19 protein-coding genes and 1 other RNA gene are annotated in these 23,054 nt (G+C 35.9%); 17 read left to right on the top strand and 3 right to left on the bottom strand.

Going from position 1 to position 23,054, the window contains the following annotated elements:
• The first annotated feature begins 8 nt into the window (after nucleotides 1-8).
• The 6 genes from H3T47_RS03420 (at nucleotide 9) to H3T47_RS03395 (ending at nucleotide 6,264) form a co-directional block, all read left to right on the top strand.
• Nucleotides 9-2,795, top strand: a complete 2,787-nt coding sequence (locus tag H3T47_RS03420) for a helicase C-terminal domain-containing protein (RefSeq protein WP_199282543.1) — start codon at nucleotides 9-11, stop codon at nucleotides 2,793-2,795.
• On the top strand, nucleotides 2,785-3,267 hold the full coding sequence (locus H3T47_RS03415) for a hypothetical protein (protein ID WP_199282542.1): 483 nt from the start codon (nucleotides 2,785-2,787) through the stop codon (nucleotides 3,265-3,267). The genes H3T47_RS03420 and H3T47_RS03415 overlap by 11 nt, the downstream gene beginning before the upstream one ends.
• A gap of 66 nt (nucleotides 3,268-3,333) precedes the next feature.
• Nucleotides 3,334-4,632, top strand: coding sequence for an asparagine--tRNA ligase (gene asnS, locus H3T47_RS03410; RefSeq protein WP_199282541.1), 1,299 nt, complete (start codon nucleotides 3,334-3,336; stop codon nucleotides 4,630-4,632).
• Nucleotides 4,633-4,705: 73 nt separating this feature from the next.
• Nucleotides 4,706-5,347, top strand: coding sequence for a DnaD domain protein (locus tag H3T47_RS03405; protein WP_199282540.1), 642 nt, complete (start codon nucleotides 4,706-4,708; stop codon nucleotides 5,345-5,347).
• Nucleotides 5,347-5,976 carry an endonuclease III gene (gene nth, locus H3T47_RS03400; protein ID WP_199282539.1) on the top strand — a complete coding sequence of 210 codons (630 nt, stop codon included), beginning with the start codon at nucleotides 5,347-5,349 and terminating at the stop codon, nucleotides 5,974-5,976. Before H3T47_RS03405 ends, nth begins: the two co-directional genes overlap by 1 nt.
• 87 nt (nucleotides 5,977-6,063) lie before the next feature.
• Entirely contained in the window at nucleotides 6,064-6,264 is a 201-nt protein-coding gene (locus tag H3T47_RS03395) for a DUF3923 family protein (protein ID WP_038522621.1), read from the top strand.
• Nucleotides 6,265-6,302: 38 nt separating this feature from the next.
• Here the strand turns inward: H3T47_RS03395 and H3T47_RS03390 are convergent, their stop codons facing one another.
• Both H3T47_RS03390 and recU read right to left on the bottom strand, forming a co-directional pair.
• Nucleotides 6,303-8,678, bottom strand: a complete 2,376-nt coding sequence (locus H3T47_RS03390; protein WP_199282538.1) for a transglycosylase domain-containing protein — start codon at nucleotides 8,676-8,678, stop codon at nucleotides 6,303-6,305.
• Nucleotides 8,668-9,300 carry a Holliday junction resolvase RecU gene (gene recU / locus H3T47_RS03385; RefSeq protein ID WP_187158995.1) on the bottom strand — a complete coding sequence of 211 codons (633 nt, stop codon included), beginning with the start codon at nucleotides 9,298-9,300 and terminating at the stop codon, nucleotides 8,668-8,670. Before recU ends, H3T47_RS03390 begins: the two co-directional genes overlap by 11 nt.
• A 69-nt stretch (nucleotides 9,301-9,369) precedes the next feature.
• Here recU and H3T47_RS03380 point away from each other — a divergent pair, with 69 nt between their 5' ends.
• From H3T47_RS03380 to H3T47_RS03330, 11 genes are all read left to right on the top strand, one after another.
• Nucleotides 9,370-9,936, top strand: coding sequence for a DUF1273 domain-containing protein (locus tag H3T47_RS03380; protein ID WP_187158996.1), 567 nt, complete (start codon nucleotides 9,370-9,372; stop codon nucleotides 9,934-9,936).
• Between the two features lie 94 nt (nucleotides 9,937-10,030).
• Nucleotides 10,031-10,471, top strand: a complete 441-nt coding sequence (locus H3T47_RS03375) for a DivIVA domain-containing protein (RefSeq protein WP_199282537.1) — start codon at nucleotides 10,031-10,033, stop codon at nucleotides 10,469-10,471.
• Between the two features lie 26 nt (nucleotides 10,472-10,497).
• Nucleotides 10,498-10,910: RNase P RNA component class B (rnpB, locus tag H3T47_RS03370), an RNA gene on the top strand.
• Nucleotides 10,911-10,976: 66 nt separating this feature from the next.
• A complete protein-coding gene (locus tag H3T47_RS03365) occupies nucleotides 10,977-12,110 on the top strand; it encodes a class I SAM-dependent RNA methyltransferase (protein ID WP_199282536.1) in 1,134 nt (377 codons plus the stop codon).
• A complete protein-coding gene (locus tag H3T47_RS03360) occupies nucleotides 12,097-13,326 on the top strand; it encodes a metallophosphoesterase (protein ID WP_199282535.1) in 1,230 nt (409 codons plus the stop codon). The genes H3T47_RS03365 and H3T47_RS03360 overlap by 14 nt, the downstream gene beginning before the upstream one ends.
• Nucleotides 13,327-13,340: 14 nt before the next feature.
• Entirely contained in the window at nucleotides 13,341-13,673 is a 333-nt protein-coding gene (locus H3T47_RS03355; RefSeq protein ID WP_199282534.1) for an acyltransferase, read from the top strand.
• Nucleotides 13,674-13,883: 210 nt separating this feature from the next.
• Nucleotides 13,884-15,560, top strand: a complete 1,677-nt coding sequence (locus H3T47_RS03350) for a formate--tetrahydrofolate ligase (RefSeq protein ID WP_199282533.1) — start codon at nucleotides 13,884-13,886, stop codon at nucleotides 15,558-15,560.
• A gap of 8 nt (nucleotides 15,561-15,568) precedes the next feature.
• Nucleotides 15,569-16,033 carry a signal peptidase II gene (lspA, locus tag H3T47_RS03345; RefSeq protein ID WP_199282532.1) on the top strand — a complete coding sequence of 155 codons (465 nt, stop codon included), beginning with the start codon at nucleotides 15,569-15,571 and terminating at the stop codon, nucleotides 16,031-16,033.
• Nucleotides 16,026-16,931, top strand: a complete 906-nt coding sequence (locus H3T47_RS03340) for an RluA family pseudouridine synthase (protein WP_199282531.1) — start codon at nucleotides 16,026-16,028, stop codon at nucleotides 16,929-16,931. The genes lspA and H3T47_RS03340 overlap by 8 nt, the downstream gene beginning before the upstream one ends.
• Nucleotides 16,932-16,935: 4 nt before the next feature.
• The gene (locus H3T47_RS03335) at nucleotides 16,936-17,991 is read left to right on the top strand and encodes a carbamoyl phosphate synthase small subunit (protein WP_038522593.1); all 1,056 of its coding nucleotides are present in this window, start codon (nucleotides 16,936-16,938) and stop codon (nucleotides 17,989-17,991) included.
• 2 nt (nucleotides 17,992-17,993) lie between these two features.
• A complete protein-coding gene (locus tag H3T47_RS03330; RefSeq protein ID WP_199282530.1) occupies nucleotides 17,994-21,170 on the top strand; it encodes a carbamoyl phosphate synthase large subunit in 3,177 nt (1,058 codons plus the stop codon).
• Between the two features lie 38 nt (nucleotides 21,171-21,208).
• On the opposite strand, the gene H3T47_RS03325 is transcribed toward H3T47_RS03330, so the two are convergent.
• A complete protein-coding gene (locus tag H3T47_RS03325) occupies nucleotides 21,209-22,897 on the bottom strand; it encodes an NFACT family protein (protein ID WP_199282529.1) in 1,689 nt (562 codons plus the stop codon).
• Nucleotides 22,898-23,054 lie beyond the last annotated feature (157 nt).

The following is a 23,054-nucleotide window of genomic DNA, read 5'->3' as shown; positions in this document are numbered from 1 at the left end:
GTTAAAAAATGAAGTCATTTGCCAATACTGTTTTTGCTGTAGTAGATTTGGAAACTACCGGGACACAGCGTGAAGACAACAATCATATTATTCAGTTTGGTTGTGCCATAATAAAAAATCTAAAAGTTGTAAAAACGTATTCTTTTTTGATTAATCCTCACCGTGAAATTCCTATAGCTGTTCAAAACTTAACGCACATACATGATAAAGATGTTGCTCACCAGAAGGATTTTTCATATTATGCTCCTCAAATTATTAAGATTCTCAAAGATACGGTTTTTGTGGCTCATAACGTCAACTTTGATTTGCCTTTCTTAAATTATGAATTGGTAGAGCATGGCTACGAGCCTCTTACTAACCGGGCAATTGATACGGTGGAGCTGGCTAAAATAGCTTTCCCCACCGAACCATCCTATAAATTGAGTGACTTGACTGCCCAATTACAGATTGAACATTTAAATCCGCACAAGGCTGATTCTGATGCTTACGGAACTGCTGTGTTGCTAATAAAAATTATTCGGCGCTTGGAAAAATTACCGCAAGCAACTCTTAACACACTTAGTTCATTAGCACATGGGTTAATTCGTGATACGTCATGGATTTTTACCACGATCGCTGATGACGCTCGCAAAGAAAAGCGTCCTTTACCTGCCAAATATCAGCAGGTACGTCAAATAATTTTAAGAAAACAAAAAAGCGTAGCTAATAATGAGCAAGAGCATTCAGCTACTTTTCCTCAAAGTGATCAGGCAAAAAGAAAGCTTTTTAAAAAGAAAATTAATTATAGGCAGCCTCAAGTTGATCTGATTAACCGGATTGAGCAATTCATTAATACTTCTGACCAAAAAGCTTTGCTGGTTGAAGCACCAAACGGTACCGGAAAGACATTTTCATATTTATGCGCATATTCTTATCAGCTTTATACCAGTAGAAAATTAGTAATTGCCACACCGACTAAAGTTTTGCAAAGACAAATTATTAATAAAGAGATACCTCAGTTATTAAATGTGACTAACTTGGATTTAAAAGCAGAAGAAGTTAAGGCCAGCAATCATTATCTTGATTTAGATGGTTTTTATCAAAGTTTATACCAAGATACACCAAATAAATTAACTCTGGTTTTGCAGATGCGAATTTTGGTTTGGTTAACTGAAACGAATACGGGTGATTTGGATGAATTGCAGTTAACTAATTATCGAGCACCTTTGTTTGCGCAAATAGCTCATCCGGGGGATGCTCGTGTCGGGAGCAGTTTTGCGAAAGTGGACTTTTGGAATTTGGCAAGGCAACGTCAAGAGCAAGCTGATATTTTAGTAACCAATCACGCATTTTTAGCTAACCATTATAATGACACTATTTGGGGACAAAATCCCTATTTGGTGATTGACGAAGCACATCGCTTTGTAGACAATGTTATTAGTTCGCGCAATGATTCTTTTCAATTTGAATCCCTATGGGGAGCGCTAACTCATTTGCGTAATTTGCTTTTCTACGCTGATGACAGTGTGTTTAACCAATATGGCAATGATGTCCAATTTAATTTTTTACTGGAAAAATTAGACCCCCAAATATTAGATTTAATTAAAGTAATCAATCATTTGCAACATTTGTTATGCTCTAAAAAGAAAAAAGCCGTCAGTCAAAGTGTTTTGCCTAATGGGAACTTACTTCTCAGCTTTAAAGGCACAGATTTATTTCCGAAAAATAATCAATTTTTAGTAAAACTAGCTGAGTTGCAGCGCAAATTAGAAAATGTCAGGCAGCAAACTAACCAGATCTTATTTAAACTTTATAATGAAACTGATAGTTCTAATATTGATCGGGATGCTATTTTGAGTGATATTTCTGCCCAAATAGATCAGTTAGACTACTACATTACTAAAAGCTATCAATTATCAGATTTATTGCGGAAAAGGACTTATCTTGATCTTGAAGGATTTATAATTTCTTTAACCAATCCCCAAGATCCATTGAGTGCCAACTTAAGCTGGTTAATGCTCGATGCTACTCCAGAATTACGTAAAATATATGATCGTTTCGATCATATTCTGTTTGTTAGTGCAACTCTGACTAGTGAAAATGGGTTTGATTTTATTGTTAAGCAACTGGGTTTGACAGACCTGACACCACAAGAATATGTCGGCACCAGCACCTTTAAACTCGCTGATCATCTGGAAGTTTTATCCGTTAATGATTTACCTGATGTCAACGAACCGGCTTTTGCAAAAACTTTAATTCAAATTCTAGAGCATGACTTGCAAACCAAGAATCATGTTTTAGTTTTAATGACTAATTTGGAGTTAATAAAGAATGTTTATAGTGCAATCATTAACTCACCGCACTTACGAGATTTTGAAATTTTAGCTCAAGGCGTCTCGGGTTCAAATAACCGTATTATCAAAAGATTTGCTATAGCAAAAAGAGCTATTATCCTTGGAGCAGACAGTTTTTGGGAAGGGATTGATTTCCATGAATGTGGTGTTGATCTCGTAATAGCAACTAAATTGCCATTTGAATCACCAGATTTACCAGAAGTTAAATTGCGCCAAAAGCAACTTGTTGATAGCGGCGTTGATGTTTTTCATTCCGACACTATGCCGCGAGCAATTATTCGTTTCAAGCAGGGAATGGGCAGATTAATTCGCGGTGAACAGGATAGAGGGCAGTTTTTAATCTTAGATTCGCGGCTTTGGACTAAAGATTATGGGCAAGTCTTTTTAGCTGCTATCCCTGTTAAAGTCAAAAAGATAAATTTAAACGAATTGGAAGAAAAGTTAGATAACTATGATAAATGATGATACAAAACAAACAGTTAAGTTTTTAACCTACATTTTAATATTGATAGTATTTTTATACTTTGCTTTCATTATAATTTTTTATAAAGCTGGAAATCCCGAAAGAACACAAACACGTGAACTTAATAGAATTGCTTTACAAAAAACGCCAATTAAGTATACCGAAAAAAACTACCACTTAGATCGCGGTATAAACAGCTACGCGCTTAAAGGTCTAGATAAAAAGCGTAAAACTTTCTATTTTATTTATCTTCCAGGCTCCAAAAAAGCTTACTTGTATCCGGCAAATAAAGGTGTGAACGAAGAAGTGATTCGTCATAAATACGAATCTAAAAGACCAGATGAGAAAATTACCGAAGTTAACTTAGGCTGGTATCAAGGAAAAGCGGTTTGGGAAGTCAGTTCTAAAAACATAGCAGGTGAATATCATTACCAACTATATGAATTTAAAAATGGAAAATTAGTGGGTTAAGTCGCTAAATCGATAAAACTTTGGTATTATTAATTTGATATGATAAGGAAAGTGGAATAAAAGTTTATGACAGAATTAATTTCAATTGAAGATTGCCGCAAACACGTTGACGAAGAAGTCCAAATGCATGTTTGGCTTACTCACAAGCGTTCAAGTGGTAAAATTGTGTTCTTGCAATTACGTGATGGTACTGCATTTTTTCAGGGTGTAGTGCGTAAAAATGCAGTTTCTAATGAAGTTTTTGAGATTGCAAAATCGTTACATCAGGAAGCCAGTTTTTACATAACCGGTACTGTTCACCAAGATGAACGTTCCCATTTTGGTTATGAAATTCAAATCTCAGATCTAAAGCTTATTACCAATAATGAAGGCTACCCAATTGGCAACAAGGAACACGGAATTGAGTTTTTACTTGACCACCGCCATTTATGGTTAAGAAGCAAACGTCCTTTTGCAATTATGCGTATTAGAAACACAATTTTTAAGGCGACTGTTGACTTTTTTGAAAAAGAAGGCTTTATAAAGTTTGATGCCCCTATCTTTATGCATTCTGCTCCAGAAGGAACCACAGAATTATTCCATACAGAATATTTTGGTGGTGACGCCTACCTCTCACAATCTGGTCAACTTTATGGTGAAGTAGGAGCCGCCGCATTCGGTAAAATTTTTACCTTTGGTCCAACTTTCAGAGCTGAAGAATCTAAAACAAGACGTCACTTGACTGAATTTTGGATGATGGAACCTGAAATGGCTTGGATGCATCAAGATGAATCTCTTGATCTGCAAGAACGGTTTTTATCCTACGTTACTGGTCAAGTTCTACAAAATTGCCAATATGAATTAGAAATATTAGGACGCGATCCTAAGAAATTAGAACCTGCCGCTCAAGGAAACTATACTCGTTTGTCTTACGACGATGCAGTAAAAATGTTGCAGGATGACGGACGTGATTTCAAGTGGGGCGACGATTTTGGCGCACCTGATGAAGCCTTTATCTCAGAAAAATTTGACCGTCCTTTCTTCATTGTTAACTACCCAACTGCAATTAAGCCATTTTACATGAAGAAAAACCCTGATAATCCAAAAGAATATCTCTGTGCAGATGTTTTAGCTCCAGAAGGATACGGCGAAATTATGGGCGGTTCTGAAAGAGAAAGCGACTACGATACCATACTTAAACAGATAGAAGAAGCTGGCTTAAACAAAGAAGATTACGGTTGGTATCTAGACTTGCGTAAGTATGGCAGTGTTCCTCATTCTGGTTTCGGCATGGGCTTTGAACGGGTGATTGCCTGGATCTGTAAATTAGACCACGTCCGCGAAGCTATTCCATTTCCAAGAATGATTAATCGCTTGCAACCTTAATTCAAAGTTAATAAAACAGTTAAAAGTTGAACTAAAGTTAATTTAGTTCAACTTTTTTAAAGGAGAATTTATCATGCAGTACAATGATTACCGCGCTTTAGGTACGACTACTTTTTCAAATGGCCTGCTTGCATATTATCCGCAACTTAAAATCGATGATGCTGAGATGATAGTTATTATTCAACTGGAAATGTTTGCTCAAAAAGGGAATTTTTTCCCAACTGATGAGCAACTGGCGGCAAATACTAATTTATCAGTTTCCGAAATTACGGCCCTAATTCAAAAGCTAATTGAACAGAATTTTCTTAGTATTGATCAAATTTTCGACAAAAGTGACAAGATTGGCAATAAATATAATTTAAACCAATTGTATAATCAGTTAGACGTGCTGCTGAAAAATAAAATAAAATCGGGTAATAAAAAAACCGGCAATAATAACTTTACTTCCAGCATTGATAATAGCCCACTAACACAATTGGTGCGTCAATTTGAAATTGAATTTGGGCGTTATTTAAGTCCAATTGAACGTGAAGAAATTGCATCTTGGCTAAACGTTGATCATTATGATCCGGTACTTATCAAAATGGCTTTGAGAGAAGCAGTTCTAGCTCAAGCATATAGCTTAAAATACGTTGATCGCGTTTTGCTTAATTGGCAAAGACATAATTTAAAAACAAGTAGTGAAGTGCAAAAATTTTTAAGAAGGAATCACTAATGACGCAAGAAAAAATTTTAACTACAAAAGAAGCACGAAAAGTTTTGGAATGTATTAACCACATGTATCCGGATGCCAAGGGTGAATTAGTTTGGGATAATAATTTTCATTTGCTGTGTGCCGTGTTAATGAGCGCGCAAACTACTGATAAAATGGTTAATAAAGTCATGCCCAAATTTATGGCAGACTACCCTGAACCTAAAGATTTAGCTCAAGCGACTATTGGTGCAATTGAGAAGCATATTTCACAGATCGGGTTGTACCATTCGAAAGCAAAGCATTTAAAAGCTACTGCCGAAATCTTAGTAACAAAATACCATAGCCAAATCCCTCAAGATAAAGATGAATTAATTTCTTTGCCAGGAGTAGGAGAGAAAACGGCTAATGTTGTTTTAGCTGAAGGCTTTGGCATTCCAGCTATTGCAGTTGATACTCATGTGTCTCGTATTTCCAAACGTTTTCATATTGTACCGCAGAATGCTAAGCCGCTGCAGGTTGAAAAAAGACTGGAGGAAATTCTTCCTCGCGATGAATGGATTCATACTCATCATGCGATGATTTTATTTGGACGTTATTCTATGACAGCCCGCGATAAAAACGATCCTTATTCATATTTAAAGTGTAAATAATATTAATTGTTAGAAAATAATGGTATAATTTTATGAAAAATATAATATTATTTTAAGCAAATACAATTTGCTTGAGAGGTAAACTTGATGAATAAGTGGCACATAACTAACGTAGTTCTAACAATCCTTTTCATAATCACAGCAATATTTCTCTGGCTACGTCCTTATGACGGAACTGGCGCTGTTAATACCATGAATGTTAAATTAGTTTCCTTAGCTGTTTTAATTGTCTTCTTTATATTTATTCTTTTAGTAGAACTATTAGTTTATTTGATAGTAAGAAAATAAAAAAGAAACGTCGGAATTTTTCGACGTTTCTTTTTTACTCAGTGATGATGGCTACCTTCGCCATTAGATGAATTTGAATTGTCACCACCTGGTTTATTACGCTTTTGCTCATTTTCGGTGGAATTGCCAGAATTAGAATCATTTTGATTATTATTCTGACCAGAGTCCTCGGAGTTATTTTCATTTCCGTTAGTAGACTGTTGATTTTCCTTCTTACTTTTAGACTTTCTTTGGTTTTTATTTGATTGTCTAGCGGTACCATTTTGCTCATTTAGAGTTGAATTATTTTCTTGGGTATTTGTAGTCGATGAAGAATTATTATTATCGGCTTTTTCATCATCTTCATCATAATCACTACTGTCATCAACAATACCAATAGGAGAGTGCCCCCGCACGAACAATTGCCAGTCGCCAGTTGATGATACTTCAGGCGGATTGGAATTGCGAGCAATTCTAGCTCTGATGACAGAATCAGGTTTTTGCCAGTCAACATTTTCTTTATTTCTCATTAAATAAGACATCATATTCTTATAAAACAATTGAGCAGATTGTTGACCGATACCAGAAATTGTACCGTCCTTTAAGTTATCATAACCAGTCCAAACGCCTATTGAATAGCTTTGAGTGTAACCAACAAACCATGAATCTTTCGGAGTTGACCTGTAATTAGGGTAACGGGCTAATTCTTCTTCAGAATATTTAACAGAACCGGTTTTACCAGCTTGGTGCAATCCTTTAATTTGCGCATTCTTTCCAGAACCGTTCTTTATGACTCCTTTAAGCATATCTGTAATCATGTAGGCTGTGGCTTTACTCATTACTCGAATTCCTTCGGAATCGTAATTTCTTGTTAAACCATCTGGCGTTTCAATTTTCGAAACAAATTGCGGCTTATGGTAGACGCCCATTGTAGAGAAAGCACTGAATGCACCTGCCATTTGTAGACTGGAAGCATTAGCACCGATGGCAACAGAAAGACCAGAGTCTTTAGGAATATTAATATCCATTTTACCGGCAAATTTAGCTGCGCGCTTAATACCGACATCCCTCAAAGTTTTAACTGCCGGAACATTACGTGATTGTTCCAAAGCGTGTCTCATAGTCATGACGCCATCATATTTATTGTCCCAGTCATATAACTGAATATTAGTGCCCGGATAGACATATTTGCTGTCGTCCAGCATTTTAGCAGTAGACCAATTAAGATATTCAATTGCGGGGCCATAATCTAACACAGGCTTGATTGATGATCCCGTTGAGCGCGAAGTTTGTACGGCACGATCCAAACCTAACTGAACTGAAGAAGGCAAGTGTCTACCACCTAAGATCGCAATTACGTGACCATTGCTTGGGTCAACTACTGACGCACCAATTTGCATTTTATCATTAGTGAAAGGAATAGCACCATTATTGGCCAATTCGTAAAGTTTTTTCTGCGCTTTTTGATCCATATTAATAGTAATTTTTAAATTATCACGAAACGGATCAAAACCTTTGGCCCTGACTTCAGCAATTGCTTCCTTAACATAAGGATCATTAATTTTACGTAAATTCGATTGTTTACGCTTGTTATGAGGTTTTAACCCCTTTTTTACGCTTTCTTTAACTGCCTGATCGTATTGCTCCTGGGTAATCTTTTTATTGTTTAACATTGCCTTTAAGACTATGTCCCGGCGATACTTAGCATATTGCGGATAAGTATAAGGATTATAAACGGTTGGTCTATTAGGCATTCCCGCTAACATTGCTGTTTGCGCCAAGTCTAAATCGCCAATTTTTTTACCATAATAGAAATTAGCAGCTGTACCAATACCAGTATTGCCGTAATTCATATAAACCTTGTTAATATAAAACTCTAAGATTTCATCATGGCTGTATTCACGTTGTACTCTCATAGCCAGCCAAGCTTCCTGTGCTTTGCGCCGCAGGGTACGCTGTGATGCGGAAGTTGAAAATTTGGTCAGCTTAACGAGTTGCTGCGTAATAGTCGAACCACCAGCCGATATACTTTTACTTCTAGCATTAGTAAGCATCGATCCGACTATACGGATAGGGTCGATACCCAAGTTATCCCTATAAAAGCGCTTGTCTTCAACTGAAACAATAGCATCTTTTAACAACTGTAAGTCTTTGCTGTCTTTAACATAAAGCCTTTTTTCAGTCCCAAGCGACATGATGAATTTGCCATTAGTATTATAAATACCCGATGAACCACCACTTTCTAAATCAGCTCTACTGATATTAGGAGCATCTTTTGCATAGAAAGCAAAGAGCCCGACACCAGCAATTAATAGGAGAAAAATTCCTAAAAAAGCCCATTTGAGTATTCTGCGCCATAATGGTTTAGGTAAATTCTGGCGATAATTCTTCCGTGATTCACGACCATTATTTGAGTTAAAGTTTTTATTCGTCATCTTTCATTTTCCTATCCGAGATAAAGTGATCTACAGCTTGCAAATAGGGAAGGGTTGGTTGAAAGCCGCTCTTAATCTCTACTGACCATTCCTCAACTTCTTTTAATGTTAATGAGCTCTTATCTTTTGTCCACCAGGCTTTGATAATTGCACTTGCCGGAGTAACAAAATAGCGATTTAAGCTCGTAAATCCAATTATTGTAAAGCAAATTCCTTTTTGCTTCAAGCATTCTGCTAAATGGACTATTTGATGTTCATGAAAGTTTTTTAAAGGAAAGTTGGTCTTATTCTTAGTTTCTTTAGCCTCAAAATCTAGATAGTAGCCATTATAAACACCATTATAATCAGTCGTTGATTCTTGACGAAAGTAAGCTTCTTTGATCACTGCCCGTGACCTTTTAGGATAATCAACTTTCACAATTTGAACTGGTGTCGGCTTTTTGTGTACTACAGCTATTTCTTTAACACGGTAATACTTATTAGATTCATTAATCATTTGCTCAAGGTTCATTCCTCGATCAGAAAAATTAATATTCTTATGTTTTCTTTTTTGACGTTTACTTTGAGACTTATAATCTGTTTTGCGAAAAGCAGCTGAGCTGCCGGTTGGATATTTGACCATCAATCTCACTCCTGCTAGCATTATAGCAATAAAGAAAAAGTTTTTGAACAAGGAGCCATTTGTTTCATTATGCAAAGACTATGGATTACTGGATACCGCAATTACGAATTAAATACATATAGTGATAAAGATCCTAAAATTAAAATCATTAAATTAGTTTTAAAAAAGCATATGATTAACTTGCTGGAAAATGGTCAGCTTGATTGGATAATTACTGGGGCAAATTTAGGAGTTGAGCAATGGGCAAGTGAAGTTGCTATTGAATTACGTGATAAATTTCCTGTGCGTGTTTCTATCATCATTCCCTATGAAGAATTTGCCAGCAGATGGAATGAAAGCAATCAAGAAAAGTTTTTGACCTTAAAAAGTCAAGTTGATTTCTTTGCCTCAACTTCCAAAGAACCGTATCATAGTCCAGTGCAACTACGAAATTATCAAAACTTCATGTTAATGCATACAGACGGTGCCCTAATGATATATGATACGGAAAATCCTGGTAAACCTAAGTTTGACTATAATTTAATCAGAGATTATCAAAAAACGACAGATTATCCCCTCGAATTAATTGATTTTTATGATCTGCAAGATGAAGCTGAAGAATATCAAGCAAATCAAGAAGACAAATTCGATGAATAAAAAAATAACTTTGTTTAAAAGTTAACATTTTAGTTTTAAGCGTGATTAGTTTTTGCTAGAATAAGGGGGATTGGAAAAGGAGTTGTATATTATCATGGCAGATTTAAATGATATTCAACTATCCACGAAGGATATATTAAAAAAACAATTTAGAACTAAAGTTAAAGGTTTAGACCCAGATGAAGTAGATGCTTTTTTAGATAAAGTGATCGCTGATTATGATACCTTTGAACAAATAATTGAAGATCTTTATGGCCAAATTGGTAAACTTCAGGGTGAACTGATGGAAGACCAACATAAAGAAAACTCCCTTCAGAATCAAAGAACAAGAACAGAAAGTCTTTCTTCCACTTCTGAAAATATACGTACATATACACCTAGTCAGCAACGAGTAAGTCAAAACTTCGGTTCAATGAATGAAGAAAATTCTCAAGCTGAAAATTCCACTAACATGGCTATTATTCAGAGAATTTCTACACTTGAGCGCAAAGTTTATAACCTTGAACAACGAGTTTATGGGTTACAAAAAGAATAAGCTTTGTTATAATTTTTAATGGTGCAAATTTTGAGCAGTCGCGGTTTGACATGTAAATGATCAAGCTGAGGAAAGTCCACGCACGCACAAGCTGCGATGCTTGTAGTGATCGTATTTAGCCCAATAAGCTAAAGAATCTACAATTTTGAGCAGAAATAACAAATTTAACAGCTTAAAAAATTTAGATTACGGCGAAAAAAATGCTAAGTCCTACTAAGGATATGCATGAATATTCTGAAAAGTGCCACAGTGACGAAGCAAAGATGAAAACATTTTTGGTGGAACGAGGTAAACCCTGCGAGCGTGCAACCCAAACTTGGTGGGGGCGTTTCAATCTAAGAAATTGAACTAAAGATTGGATTGTTATTATTTAACAAAGATAGATGGCTGCTAAAGGTATTTATGCCGCAAATACCTGAACAGAACGTGGCTTATAGAAATTTGCATTGGCAGCGTTGAGCTTTTCAAAGGGCTCAACGCTTTTTTTAAAAAGAAAGAGTCGAAGATGGGAAAATATCAACTTTATACAACAATGGGTGTTGGATTCGAGAGCGTTGTTGCTAAAGAACTGCAAGCACTGGGTTATAAAACGCGAACTGAAAATGGTCGTGTTTTCTTTAATGGTGATCAAAGTGATATCGTTAAGACAAATTTGTGGTTGAGAGCAGCAGACCGCGTTAAAATTCTGCTTAAAGAATTTTCTGCCACTGACTTTGATACGCTTTATAACCAGGTCTATGATATTGATTGGGCTGAATTGCTGCCAGTTGACGCTAAATTCCCCGTTAGCGGTCGTTCCGTTAGATCAAAATTGCATTCTGAGCCCGGAATACAGTCAATTGTAAAAAAAGCAATTGTCAATAAAATGTCTGATCAATATCATCGGCGCGGCTTTTTGCCTGAAAGTGGCAATGAGTATCCTCTTGATATACATATATATAAGGATACTGCCAGAATTTCGCTTGATACGACCGGTTCAAGTCTATTTAAAAGAGGCTATAGAATAGAACACGGCGGCGCTCCGCTTAAAGAAAACTTCGCAGCTGGTTTGCTCAAACTTACTCCTTATGACGGTACTCATCCATTGATTGATCCTATGACAGGTTCTGGGACTTTAGCAATTGAAGCGGCTTTAATTGGCAAGAATATCGCACCTGGAATGTGGCGCCAATTTGCATTTGATGGCTTTGACTGGTTTAATCATTCGCTGCACCAAGACATGGTGAATGAAGCTAAAAGCCAAATCAAGCCTCTTGAACAGCCAATTTGGGCTTGTGATATTGACCAATCTATCTTAGAAATAGCAAAATTAAATGCCAATAATGCCGGTGTTTTACAAGATATTTATTTTAAGCAAGTTGCTGTAAAAGATTTTGCTACTGATTTGGAAAATGGAGTCATAATTGCCAACCCACCTTATGGAAAAAGATTAAAGGACCGCAAATCAGCAGAAGATCTTTATCAACAAATGGGAGAAACGCTTTTAAAATACGATAGTTTCAGTCAATATTATTTAGTTGGAGATCCAAAGTTTGAAGATTTTTTTGGTAAAAAGGCAACTAAAAAGCGGAAATTATTCAACGGTAATTTAAGAGTTGACTTTTACCAATACTGGACTAAGAAAAATGATCACAAATAAAGCAAATACGGAATTCTGGGTCATTACCGATACACATCTGATTGCTAACAGTTTACATGATGATGGTAAAGCATTTCAGCTTATCCAAGATACCAGCCAAGGTAAGGATTTAAATTACCAAGAAACTGCCTTGCGGGCTTTTTCTGATTTTGCCAACGAAAAAAAGCCTGCTGCTATCATTGTCACAGGTGATGTCACATTCAATGGTGAACTTATTTCTGCGCAAAAGTTTGCCGAAATATTTGACAGGCTAAAAGAGACAAAATTACTGGTGCTACCTGGTAACCATGATATTTATGATGGTTGGGCCAGATCTTTTCGTGGGAATAATCAATTATATGCTCATCAAATAAGTCCAGAAGATTGGCGAAATATTTTCAAAAAATCTTATGATTGTGCACTTAGTAAAGACGCCAATTCATTAGCATACAGCGTTAAGTTAAATAGCCAATATCTTTTGCTTTTACTCGATTCCAATATTTATGGTACCCACGAAGCAAGTGGTGCCCCAACTACAGAAGGGCAATTAGGAGAGGAACAGATTTTATGGTTACAAAGACAATTGGAGCAGGCAAAAAAAGAGGACTTGCGGCCACTGTTATTTTTGCACCATAATCTTTACGTTCATAATCCAGCGGTTAATCGCGGATTTGTTTTAAACAATGCCCAATTATTAGGCCGTTTGTGTCGAGACTATGATGTTAAGATTGTCTTTTCCGGGCATATTCACGCGCAAAACATTGTTGGTCCTAAGGAAAAAGTTCCGGCAACCGAAATAGTTACTTCAAGTTTTTGTTCTTATGATCAGGCTTATGGCAATGTAAAAGTCAGTCCCGATTGTGTTAGCTATGAACGCAAAACTTTTGATATGAGTCCTTATTTGACCGCAGAGGAGAGGCAAAATAAAGAGTTAACCCATTTTCATTCGTATTTAAAAGAAATTCAGATTAGGAATTTAGCTGGTAACACGAATAAAAAAGATCATTTAAAGACTGAAGAATCTCAGCTATTGCAAAAAGTTAACCATCTTTTTATTGAAATGAACTACCAGTACTTTACTGGACATAATCATATTGAAAAAAAGCAGCTTAAAAAGCTTTACAATTCTCCTGAGTTTAAAATTTTAGTCAGTCAAAGACCAAGATTTACTAAGTATATGAAGACATTATTTGATACTACTGATCATAGTAACTTAAAAGCTAAAATTAAATATTGAGGAAAGAAGATCGTATGAAAAAGAAACATTTTGTCATTTTAGGACGGTGCGGTTTGATTTATTTCAGTTGGGTATTTATTGTGCTGCTTTTAAGCCTAATCTTGCTATATGAAAGCACTAAAGTCTTTAATTGGCCAGCACTAATTTGTGCCTTAGTCTTTGTTATGTTGCTTTTTTATACATATTTTTATTCTTATTGGAATGAGAACATTTTGAAATTACCATTTCGCACACGGATAAAAAAGGTGGCAACACCACAGATTGTGCTGCAATGGCATTGTTTCAAAATTTATAAAATAAAAGTTGCAGAAGTAGGGCAATATTATTTATTAAGATGTGAAAAATAAAAAGTGGGCTTTAGCCCGCTTTTTTACTTTCTAAGAGGAAAGTTAGCGTTATTCTTAATTTATGGCTAGTATTGAATAAAAATCATGCAATATTTGTTATAATTGAAATGATTAATTAAAAGGTGGGACCTAAATTCTAATATGAAAAGAGTATTACTTAAAATGGAAAAATAATTTTAAAATTTAAATATACAGAAAGAGGCATGCGCAATGAAAACAGATATTCAAATTGCACAAGAAGCACACGCATTACCCATTAACGAAATTGCTGCTAAAGTTGGTTTAAGTAGCACAGATATTGAGCCATACGGCAATGATAAAGCTAAGATTAATTGGCAGGCAATTAAAAAGACATTAGCGACTAAGCACTTGGGGAAACTTGTTTTGGTTACTTCAATTTCACCTACTCCTGCAGGAGAAGGTAAGTCGACTATGACAATTGGTCTAGCAGATGCCATTAACAACCAGTTACATGAAAAGACCATGATTGCTTTAAGAGAACCATCCATGGGACCGGTTTTCGGCTTAAAAGGCGGAGCAACAGGCGGCGGACAAGCGCAAGTAATTCCTATGGAAGATATTAACCTCCACTTTACTGGTGATATGCATGCTTTGACAGCTGCTATTGACACATTGGCTGCTTTAGTTGATAACTACATTTATCAAGGAAATGCAATCGGTCTTGATCCTGATAGAATCTTGTTAAAGCGCGGAATTGACGTTAATGACCGTAGTTTAAGAAACATCACTGTCGGTCAAGGTTCCAAATTTAACGGCGTGGAGCACAAATCAAGTTTTGCAATTACTGTTGCTAACGAGTTAATGGCTATTTTATGTTTGGCCACCGATATTGATGATTTGAAAAAGAGAATTGGTTTGATGTTGGTTGGTTATACCAAAGAAGATAAACCAGTTTACGTTAGTGACCTTGGCTTTGAAGGTGCGATTGCCGCTTTACTTGCCAATGCCCTTAAACCTAATCTTGTGCAAACTATTGAACATACACCGGCTTTGGTTCACGGCGGTCCTTTTGCTAATATTGCTCATGGCGCTAATACTGTCATTGCCACTAACTTGGCTTTGCACTTAAGTGATTATGTATTGACCGAAGCAGGATTTGGCAGCGACTTGGGCGGTCAAAAGTTCATGGACTTTGTTTCGGGTCATTTAGATAAAAAGCCCGATGCCAGTGTAGTGGTTGCCACCGTACGTGCCTTAAAATACCAAGCTGAAGGTACTACAGATAGCTTAAGTACTGAAAATCTGTCTGCTTTACGTAGCGGTTTTGCAAATCTCAAGAGACATATGAATAATATGCGAAATTATGGCATTCCCGTTATTGTTCTAATTAACCATTTTGCGACAGATACTGAAAATGAAATTTCACTCTTACAGCAATTGATTAAAGATGAAGGAATTGATTCTGTTGTTGTTGATTACCACGAACAAGGTTCAAAAGGTGGAGTAGAGGCAGCAAAAGCTGTAGTTAACCTGGCAAATTCTGGCGTTGGAAAACTGATACCTACATATCAAAAAGATGATGATGTAAAAACTAAAATTGAAAAAATAGCTCAAAAAATCTATCATGCCTCAAAGGTCGAATATAGTGAAAAGGCAGAAAAAGATATTCAAGAGCTTGAAAAAATGGGAAAGGATAAATTACCCGTAATTATTGCCAAAACTCAATATTCATTTACTGACAACCAAAAATTGTTGGGTGCACCAACTGATTTTACTTTGCATGTCAAAGGAGCCAGTTTGAAAAATGGTGCTGGTTTTATAGTTATAACGACAGGGCATGTTTTAGACATGCCAGGTTTACCAAAACACCCAGCTGCTTTAGATATTGATGTAGACAATAATGGTAAAATCAGCGGTTTATTTTAATTTTATCAATGCAATTTTTTTATTTATTAATTTCATTACTAATTGTTGCTTCAGATCAAGCTTTAAAGTTTTTTATAGTCAATAACTATCAACTGGGAGAAACTCATCAGGTTATTCCGCACGTTTTTTCATTGACTTATATTCAAAATGAGGGAGCAGCCTGGAATATTTTACCTGGTCAAATGGGACTTTTTTACCTGATTAGTGCAATTGCTATTGTGGTTTGTTTATATTATCTGCTAAGAAAAAACTTTAACAGCAGGATTTTCAGCTCTGGAGTAGCCTTAGTTTTAGGTGGTATTGTCGGGAATCTAATTGACCGTATTCACTTAAAGTATGTCATTGATATGATCCAAGTCGACTTTATTCATTTCAACATTTTTAATATTGCAGACTCTGCCATCACAATTGGAATAATTATGGTGTTTGTTTATCTGCTATTTTTGGATGAAAGTGAAAAAAATAATGCCTGATAAATACCAATTCATAATCCAAGACGAACAGGGTAGATTAGACAGTTTACTTGCAAGTAAAATTCCAAACTTATCGCGGACAAGAATCCAGGAATTATTGCGTGATAAAAATATTCTGGTAAATGATAAGGTAGTTAAACCGTCTTATAAAGTACAAAAAAATGACTTAATTGCGGTCACTATTCCGCAACTAAAACCACTAACTATGACACCGGAGGATATACCGCTCGATATTATATATGAAGATCAAGATGTTCTTGTGGTTAACAAACCTCAGGGAATGGTGGTTCATCCTGCGGCTGGACATCCAGACCATACGCTTGTTAATGCGCTGCTATTTCACACCAAAAATTTAGCACAGAGTCCCGAAGGCTTTCGTCCTGGAATTGTTCATCGCATTGATAAAGATACTTCTGGTTTATTAATGGTAGCCAAAAATAGTTTTGCACGTGAGAGTTTAGAAAATCAATTAGCACATAAAACTAATAAAAGGTTATATTTGGCAATTGTTCACGGTAATTTTTCTGAAAAATCTGGGGTAATAAACGCTCCTATTGGACGCGATCATTTTAACCGTAAAAAGATGGCAGTTGTTGAAAGTGGTAAAGAGGCTGTCACACATTTCACTGTTCTAGAACAATTTCAAAATTATAGTCTAATTGAGTGTCGCCTTGAGACTGGCCGTACCCATCAAATCAGGGTACATCTTTCATATATTGGTCATCCAGTTGCTGGTGATCCATTATATGGTCCCCAGCATAGTTTAAAAGGCCACGGTCAATTTTTGCATGCTCAAATTTTAGGTTTTATGCAACCACATTCAGGTAAATGGCTCGAATTTAAGGTTGAGCCTCCGCAAATCTTTTTAGAAAGATTGACGGAATTAAGAAAAAAGTGACTAAATGAAAAGATATTTAATTCTTGAAGATGGCAATTATTTCCCTGGAGAAGGGTTAGGAGCTTCGATTATTTCAACCGGCGAATTAGCCATTCAAACAGGTAATTTTGGCTATCAGGAAGCTTTAACAGATCCAACCAATACCGGAAAGATTTTAGTGTACACTGCTCCAATGATTGGGGGAAACGGCATTAATGCAATTGATTATGAAAGCATTAACCCGACCGTGAAAGGTATCATTGCTAATGATGTTGCTCAAAATATTTCTGATAGCGAAAATTTTCAAGATTTGGACTCATTTTTAAAAGAAAAAAATATCCCTGCTATTTATAACGTGGATACGAGAGCTCTAGTTCATCTTTTAAATAAAGAGAAAACTATCAAAGCTTCAATTATGGATACCAATGATGAGCATGCCTTTGATCAAATAAGAGCATTGGTTTTACCGAAAAATAAATCAGCTAGTGTTTCCACTAAAAATGCTTATGCTGTCCCTAATGTGGGCAAAACTGTGGCTATTATTGACTTGGGTTTAAAACATTCAATGCTCAGAGAGCTGTCTTTGCGTAAAGTTAACGCCACCGTCTTGCCTTATAATGTGTCAGTTCCTGACATTAAAAATTTACGCCCACAGGGTATAATCATTTCTGGTGGACCCGGCAGAGTAGACGAGCTTAGAGAAGACCTTGAACCGATCTTGAATGCTTTTTATGGTCAAATCCCTATATGGGGAATTGGCTTGGGTTTCTTGGCATTAAGTGATTTTTTGAAATTCGAATTAGTTGATTTACCGCAAGTATATAACGGAATTAACTTTCCCGTGATAGAGCAAAATTCAAATCAAATTTGGCAGGTTGCTATGAATATTGACCAGTTAGTTTTACCTAGTAGTGTTCAATTTGCCATGGAAAACGAATTTTATGATCTCCACAGTGAACTGCTGGCAGGTTTTAGCAATAAGGCAAATAAGGTGATTGGAACTGCTTTTAATGCGGAAGGAGCTCCAGGCAGTCTTGATGCTCTACCAATATTTGATAACTTCGTAAAGATGATGGTGTAATTATGCCTTTAGCAAATGATTTAGATAAAGTGTTAATTATTGGATCTGGTCCAACCTTAGTTGGCAAGGTTTCCGAAACTGACTTGTTAGTTAATGACGCAATCAAAGCACTTTTTGAAGAAGACATTCAGATTGTTTTAGTTAATCCCAATCCGGCAACTGTTTCTACTGACAAAAAGTCGGGATTAACCGTTTATCTTGAACCAATGACGTTGGAATTTCTTAAGCGCATAATCCGTATGGAAGAACCTAATGCTATAATTTCGGCATACGGTTCTACAACAGGTTTAAAAATAACACGTGAATTGGTTAAAGACGGTATATTACAACAAATGGGAGTTAAGTTGCTGACTCTCAATAACCAAACTCTGATGATGGACAACCATCAGAAAATGAATGCTTTTTTAACAGCTAATAATATTGAAGTTAACAAATATTGGAATTTAACTGACTTTAGAGTTGATAACTTAGAAAAACAAATTTCTGAACAAGTTCAATTCCCGCTTATGCTAATCAAAGAAAATCAGTCATCTCATAATGAGCAAATTGTTTTTGAAAATCTGGCTGATTTGCTGAATTACCTGAAGAAAGAGCAACAAAAAGAGCGTTTTTCATATAGCAATTATCATTTATCTGAAGACCTTTCTACTTGGGGCGAAGTCATTGCCAATGTCATTCGTGACAGTTCCGGAAATGTTCTTTTTACTAATTTAGCAGATACTATTGAATCTGTAGGCATTAATGCTGGCGACTCGGCAACAGTAATGCCGGCTTTGACACTCAACAATGATCAAGTACAACAAATCCGCACAATTGCTAAAAAAATTGCTAACAATCTTCAAATCATGGGAATTTTAAATATTCATTTTGCTGTTAAACATGAGGGTACCAAGTTTGCGGTCAAAATTTTGTCAATCAAACCCAGATTAACGCGCAGTGCAATTTGGTCCAAAAGAGTAGGACTATATAGTTTAGGCTACATTGTCTGCAAAATCGCACTGGGTTATCGGTTAGATGAAATTACAGATCCGTTATCAGGATTAAATGCTGCAGTAGAACCTACTTTAGATAAAGTAGCCATTAGAATGCCTTTTTGGTCACTAACACAATCAGGTAGTAATCACTATCTTTTAGGCACAAAGATGCAGGCCAGCGGTGAAGCAATTGGAATAGGTACTAACTTTGAATCAGCTTTTTTAAAAGGCTTAGCTTCAACTGTTAACGTCAAGATGTCAATTAACGTCTTTCGCAGTGAAAAAGCTAAAGACAAGTCAGAAATCATAGATGATTTAAGACATCCCGATGAATTACATTTAATTAAGTTGTTAGCCGCGATAGCTAAAGGCTTTAATTACAATGAATTGCAGGACATTATCCATATTCATCCAGTATATTTTCAGAAGCTTGAAAATATAGTTAAAATTGCTCAGAAACTGGCCGATGAGGCATTAACGGATAATTTATTGCTTGAAGCGAAAAAAAGGGGTTTTCGCAACGTCTTAATTTCTCAAGTGGCTCATATCAGTGTTAGTGCCATTAAAAAACGACTGGAAAAACTGCATTTAAAGCCAGCCTACCAGCAAATAGATGGTACAGCAGGAACCATTAAGCCTTTGGTAAACGCATATTACGGTGCTTTTGGCGTTCAAGACGAAAGCATTCCTCTCACAGCACGCAAGAAGGTGCTAGTGGTCGGTATGCTGCCTTCACAAGTTTCAGTTACGAGTGAATTCGACTATATGATTAGTCATGCTCTAGATACTTTACATAAAAATAATTATGACACTGTTTTACTATCAAATAACGACGAATCTGTTGCTATTAGTTATAAAAGGACAGACAAGGTCTATTTTGAACCAATTACAGTTGAAAGTATTCTCCATATCGCCGAAAAAGAGCATATCCAAGACGTGTTAATTCAATTTTCGGGAAAAGAAATTAACGCTTTATGTAAAAAATTGATTGAAAATGGATTGAACATCATAGGTAGCGGTGATATTAATCCTAAAGATCGAATTGAACAGATACTTAATAAGCCGTTAAAGAACTTAAACCAAAATAAGCTTTTAACCACAGTAGATAAGTCTGAGGCTAAAAAATTTATTAATGAGCATGGTTTTCCAATCTTAATTGGCGGTTTTAACAATATGGGAGTTAAACAAAAGTCTGCTGTAGTTTATGATTTACCTGCTCTTAAAAAGTATTTGCACGAAAATCAGCTTTCTAAAGTTAGTTTATCCCATTTTATTGAAGGCAATAAATATGAGATTACTGCTATATCCGATGGACAGAATGTAACTATTCCCGGTATTATTGAGCATTTAGAACAAACTGGATCTCATGCATCTGATTCCATTGCAGTTTTTAAACCACAAAATCTAGCAAAAACTGGTAAAAAGCACTTAACCGACTTTACCATTGCGCTAATTAAACGTATGAAAATGCGGGGCATTTTTACACTTCATTTTTTGATTGTAGAAAAGAAAATTTATCTACTTCAAATCAAGCCCTATGCGGGACATAACATCGCTTTTCTCTCTAAAGCACTTGGTCAAGACATAACTGAGTGTGCCACAGAGGTGCTTATTGGTGGTAATTTGCCCGAATTAGGATTTAAGAATAGCTTGTGGCATTCAAATAATTTTATTTTTGTCAAAATGCCTGTTTTCTCATATATTGACTACCAAAGTGAAAATACCTTCGATTCAAAGATGAAGTCTTCGGGATCAGTTATGGGCCGAGACACTGAGCTAGCGAAAGCTTTGTATAAAGGCTATGAAGCCAGTGGTTTACGTATTCCCAGTTTTGGCACGATCTTTATTTCAGTACGAGACGAGGATAAGAAAAAAGCAACAGAATTGGCCCAACGATTTTACCGTTTAGGTTTTAAAATAATTGCGACGGAGGGGACGGCTAATTGCTTAGCTGAAGCTGGTATCACAACGGGAATTGCATCAAAAATTAACTGTGGTTCAAGTAGTCTATTAAGTAAAATAAGACAGCATAAAATTGACATGGTTATTAACATTACTAATTTATCAGATTCTGCCAGTGATGATGCCATTAGAATAAGAGATGAAGCTCTCAATCAAAATATCCCTGTATTTTCTAGTATTGAGACTTCCGAACTCATTTTATCTGTTTTAGAATCACTGTCTTTAACAACGCAACCGATTTAACAGAAAAAGAAACGAGGATGATCTGTTCATCCTCGTTTTTATTTGATTCTTTTACTTAAAACACGTTCTTTTTCAGGAGTAACTTCGATTGAATTTTGCCCAGTATAAATTACAAAACCTGGCTTTGCGCCATTAGGTTTTTTAACTCGTTTGTCGGCCACGTAATCTACTTGAACGTGGGCTGAATGCTTAGCTTTAGAGAAATAGGCCGCAATCTCTGCAGTTTCTTTAATGTCTTCATCAGTTGCTTCACTAGATTGTAATATGACATGTGACCCTGGAATATTTTTGACATGGAACCAAATATCAGTTTTATTAGCTTTCTTCAAAGTTAACCAATCATTTTGTAAATTATTTTTACCGACCAAAACGGTCTTGCCCGATGAAATGCGGAATTTATTAAGATTTTTTTCCGTAATTTTCTTTTTGCGCTTCGGTTTTTGTGGCTTTTTCAAATAGCCTTGACTCGTTAATTCATCAGTAATTTGGTCAATATCTTGGGGTTCAGCGTTGTCAATAGCTGTTTGAATTGTATCAAAATAGTTTAAATTAGTTTGGGCAATGCTGATTTGTTCTTTAACATGCTTGATTGAATCACGTAACTTTTTATACCTAGTAAAGTACTTTTGACCATTACGAGCAGGAGAGAGTGCAGTATCAAGTTTGATTTTAATTGGTCTATTATTGTCGTAATAATTAGGTAATTCTATGTGACTCATTCCTGGTTTCACTTGAGCTAAATTCGCATTAAGAATCTCACCCCGAATCCTATAGCCTTCGGAATTTTCTGCTTGATCCAGCTGCTTTTTTAGCTTACCAATTTTTTTGGTCAGTTTATTATGCTCATTTTTAATGACACGTTCAATTTGACTAGATTTTTGTTTGACCCAGTCCTGATTTGACTGATACTGATAAAACTCGTCTAGCGCGTGGTTGAAATCAGGATCAGAAGCTTCTTTTATTAAGTCCAAATGATACGGCAAATAAGGGAAAATTTTTCGTTTATTTTTCGGCGTTTTTAATATAAAAGCACCTTTTTTATCGAACTGGTCCATAAAAGTTTTAAAAGATGAAAATGATAAATCATCTTCTAAATAGCCCTCAAGCTCTTGGCGATCATCACGATCAAGGCCACCAAATTGCTTGGCTAATGTTGCAGGAGCTGTATCAGTCGCTTTTAAATTAAATTCTGCCTCGGTAATCTTAAAACCATTAATTCCAGGGATAAGAGGAGGTAATTCATATTTTGCTTTAGGCAGCAATAAGCGCACCCGATTTTCATCAGGATTAACCCGTTTTAGCAAATCTATTATCTGTCCACTTTTTTTGTCATACAAAATAACATTGCTGTGACGACCCATTAGCTCTAACGATAAAACCAGTTGAACTTGATCACCAAGTTCGTTACGATTACTAAAATTAAAATTGACGATACGGTCAACGCCAACCTGATCAATCGATTGCAAGACAGAGCCTTCTAAGTATTTGCGTAAGACCATTACGAAAGTAGGGGCCTTGTCAGGATTAACTATAGCCTGCTTCGTCACATAAAAACGTGGATATTGCGCATTAGCAGAAAGCAGGAGTTGAATGTTTTTGCGTTCTTTTCTAAAAGTTAATATTAAATCCTGTGCAAATGGCTGGTATATTTTTGAAAGCCTGCCGTTTACAACTAAAGGTCTAACACTATTTAACAGACTATGTATGAATAAGCCATCATAAGCCATAATTATCACCTCAAAACACGTTTTCTATTATACCAATTATTTGCTGATATGTATAAGGGACAAATTACATTTTGTAAACTACAAAATTGCCTTAAACTTAAAATAGCGTACTGCTATTAATATATTAATTTATAACGCATCAAAAAAGAAAACATTG

The organism is Lactobacillus sp. W8093, from assembly GCF_016100925.1.
GTDB classification, from domain to species: Bacteria; Bacillota; Bacilli; order Lactobacillales; family Lactobacillaceae; genus Lactobacillus; species Lactobacillus helsingborgensis.
Note: the sequence above shows the minus strand (reverse complement) of the source record. Positions and strands in the feature narration are given on the sequence as shown.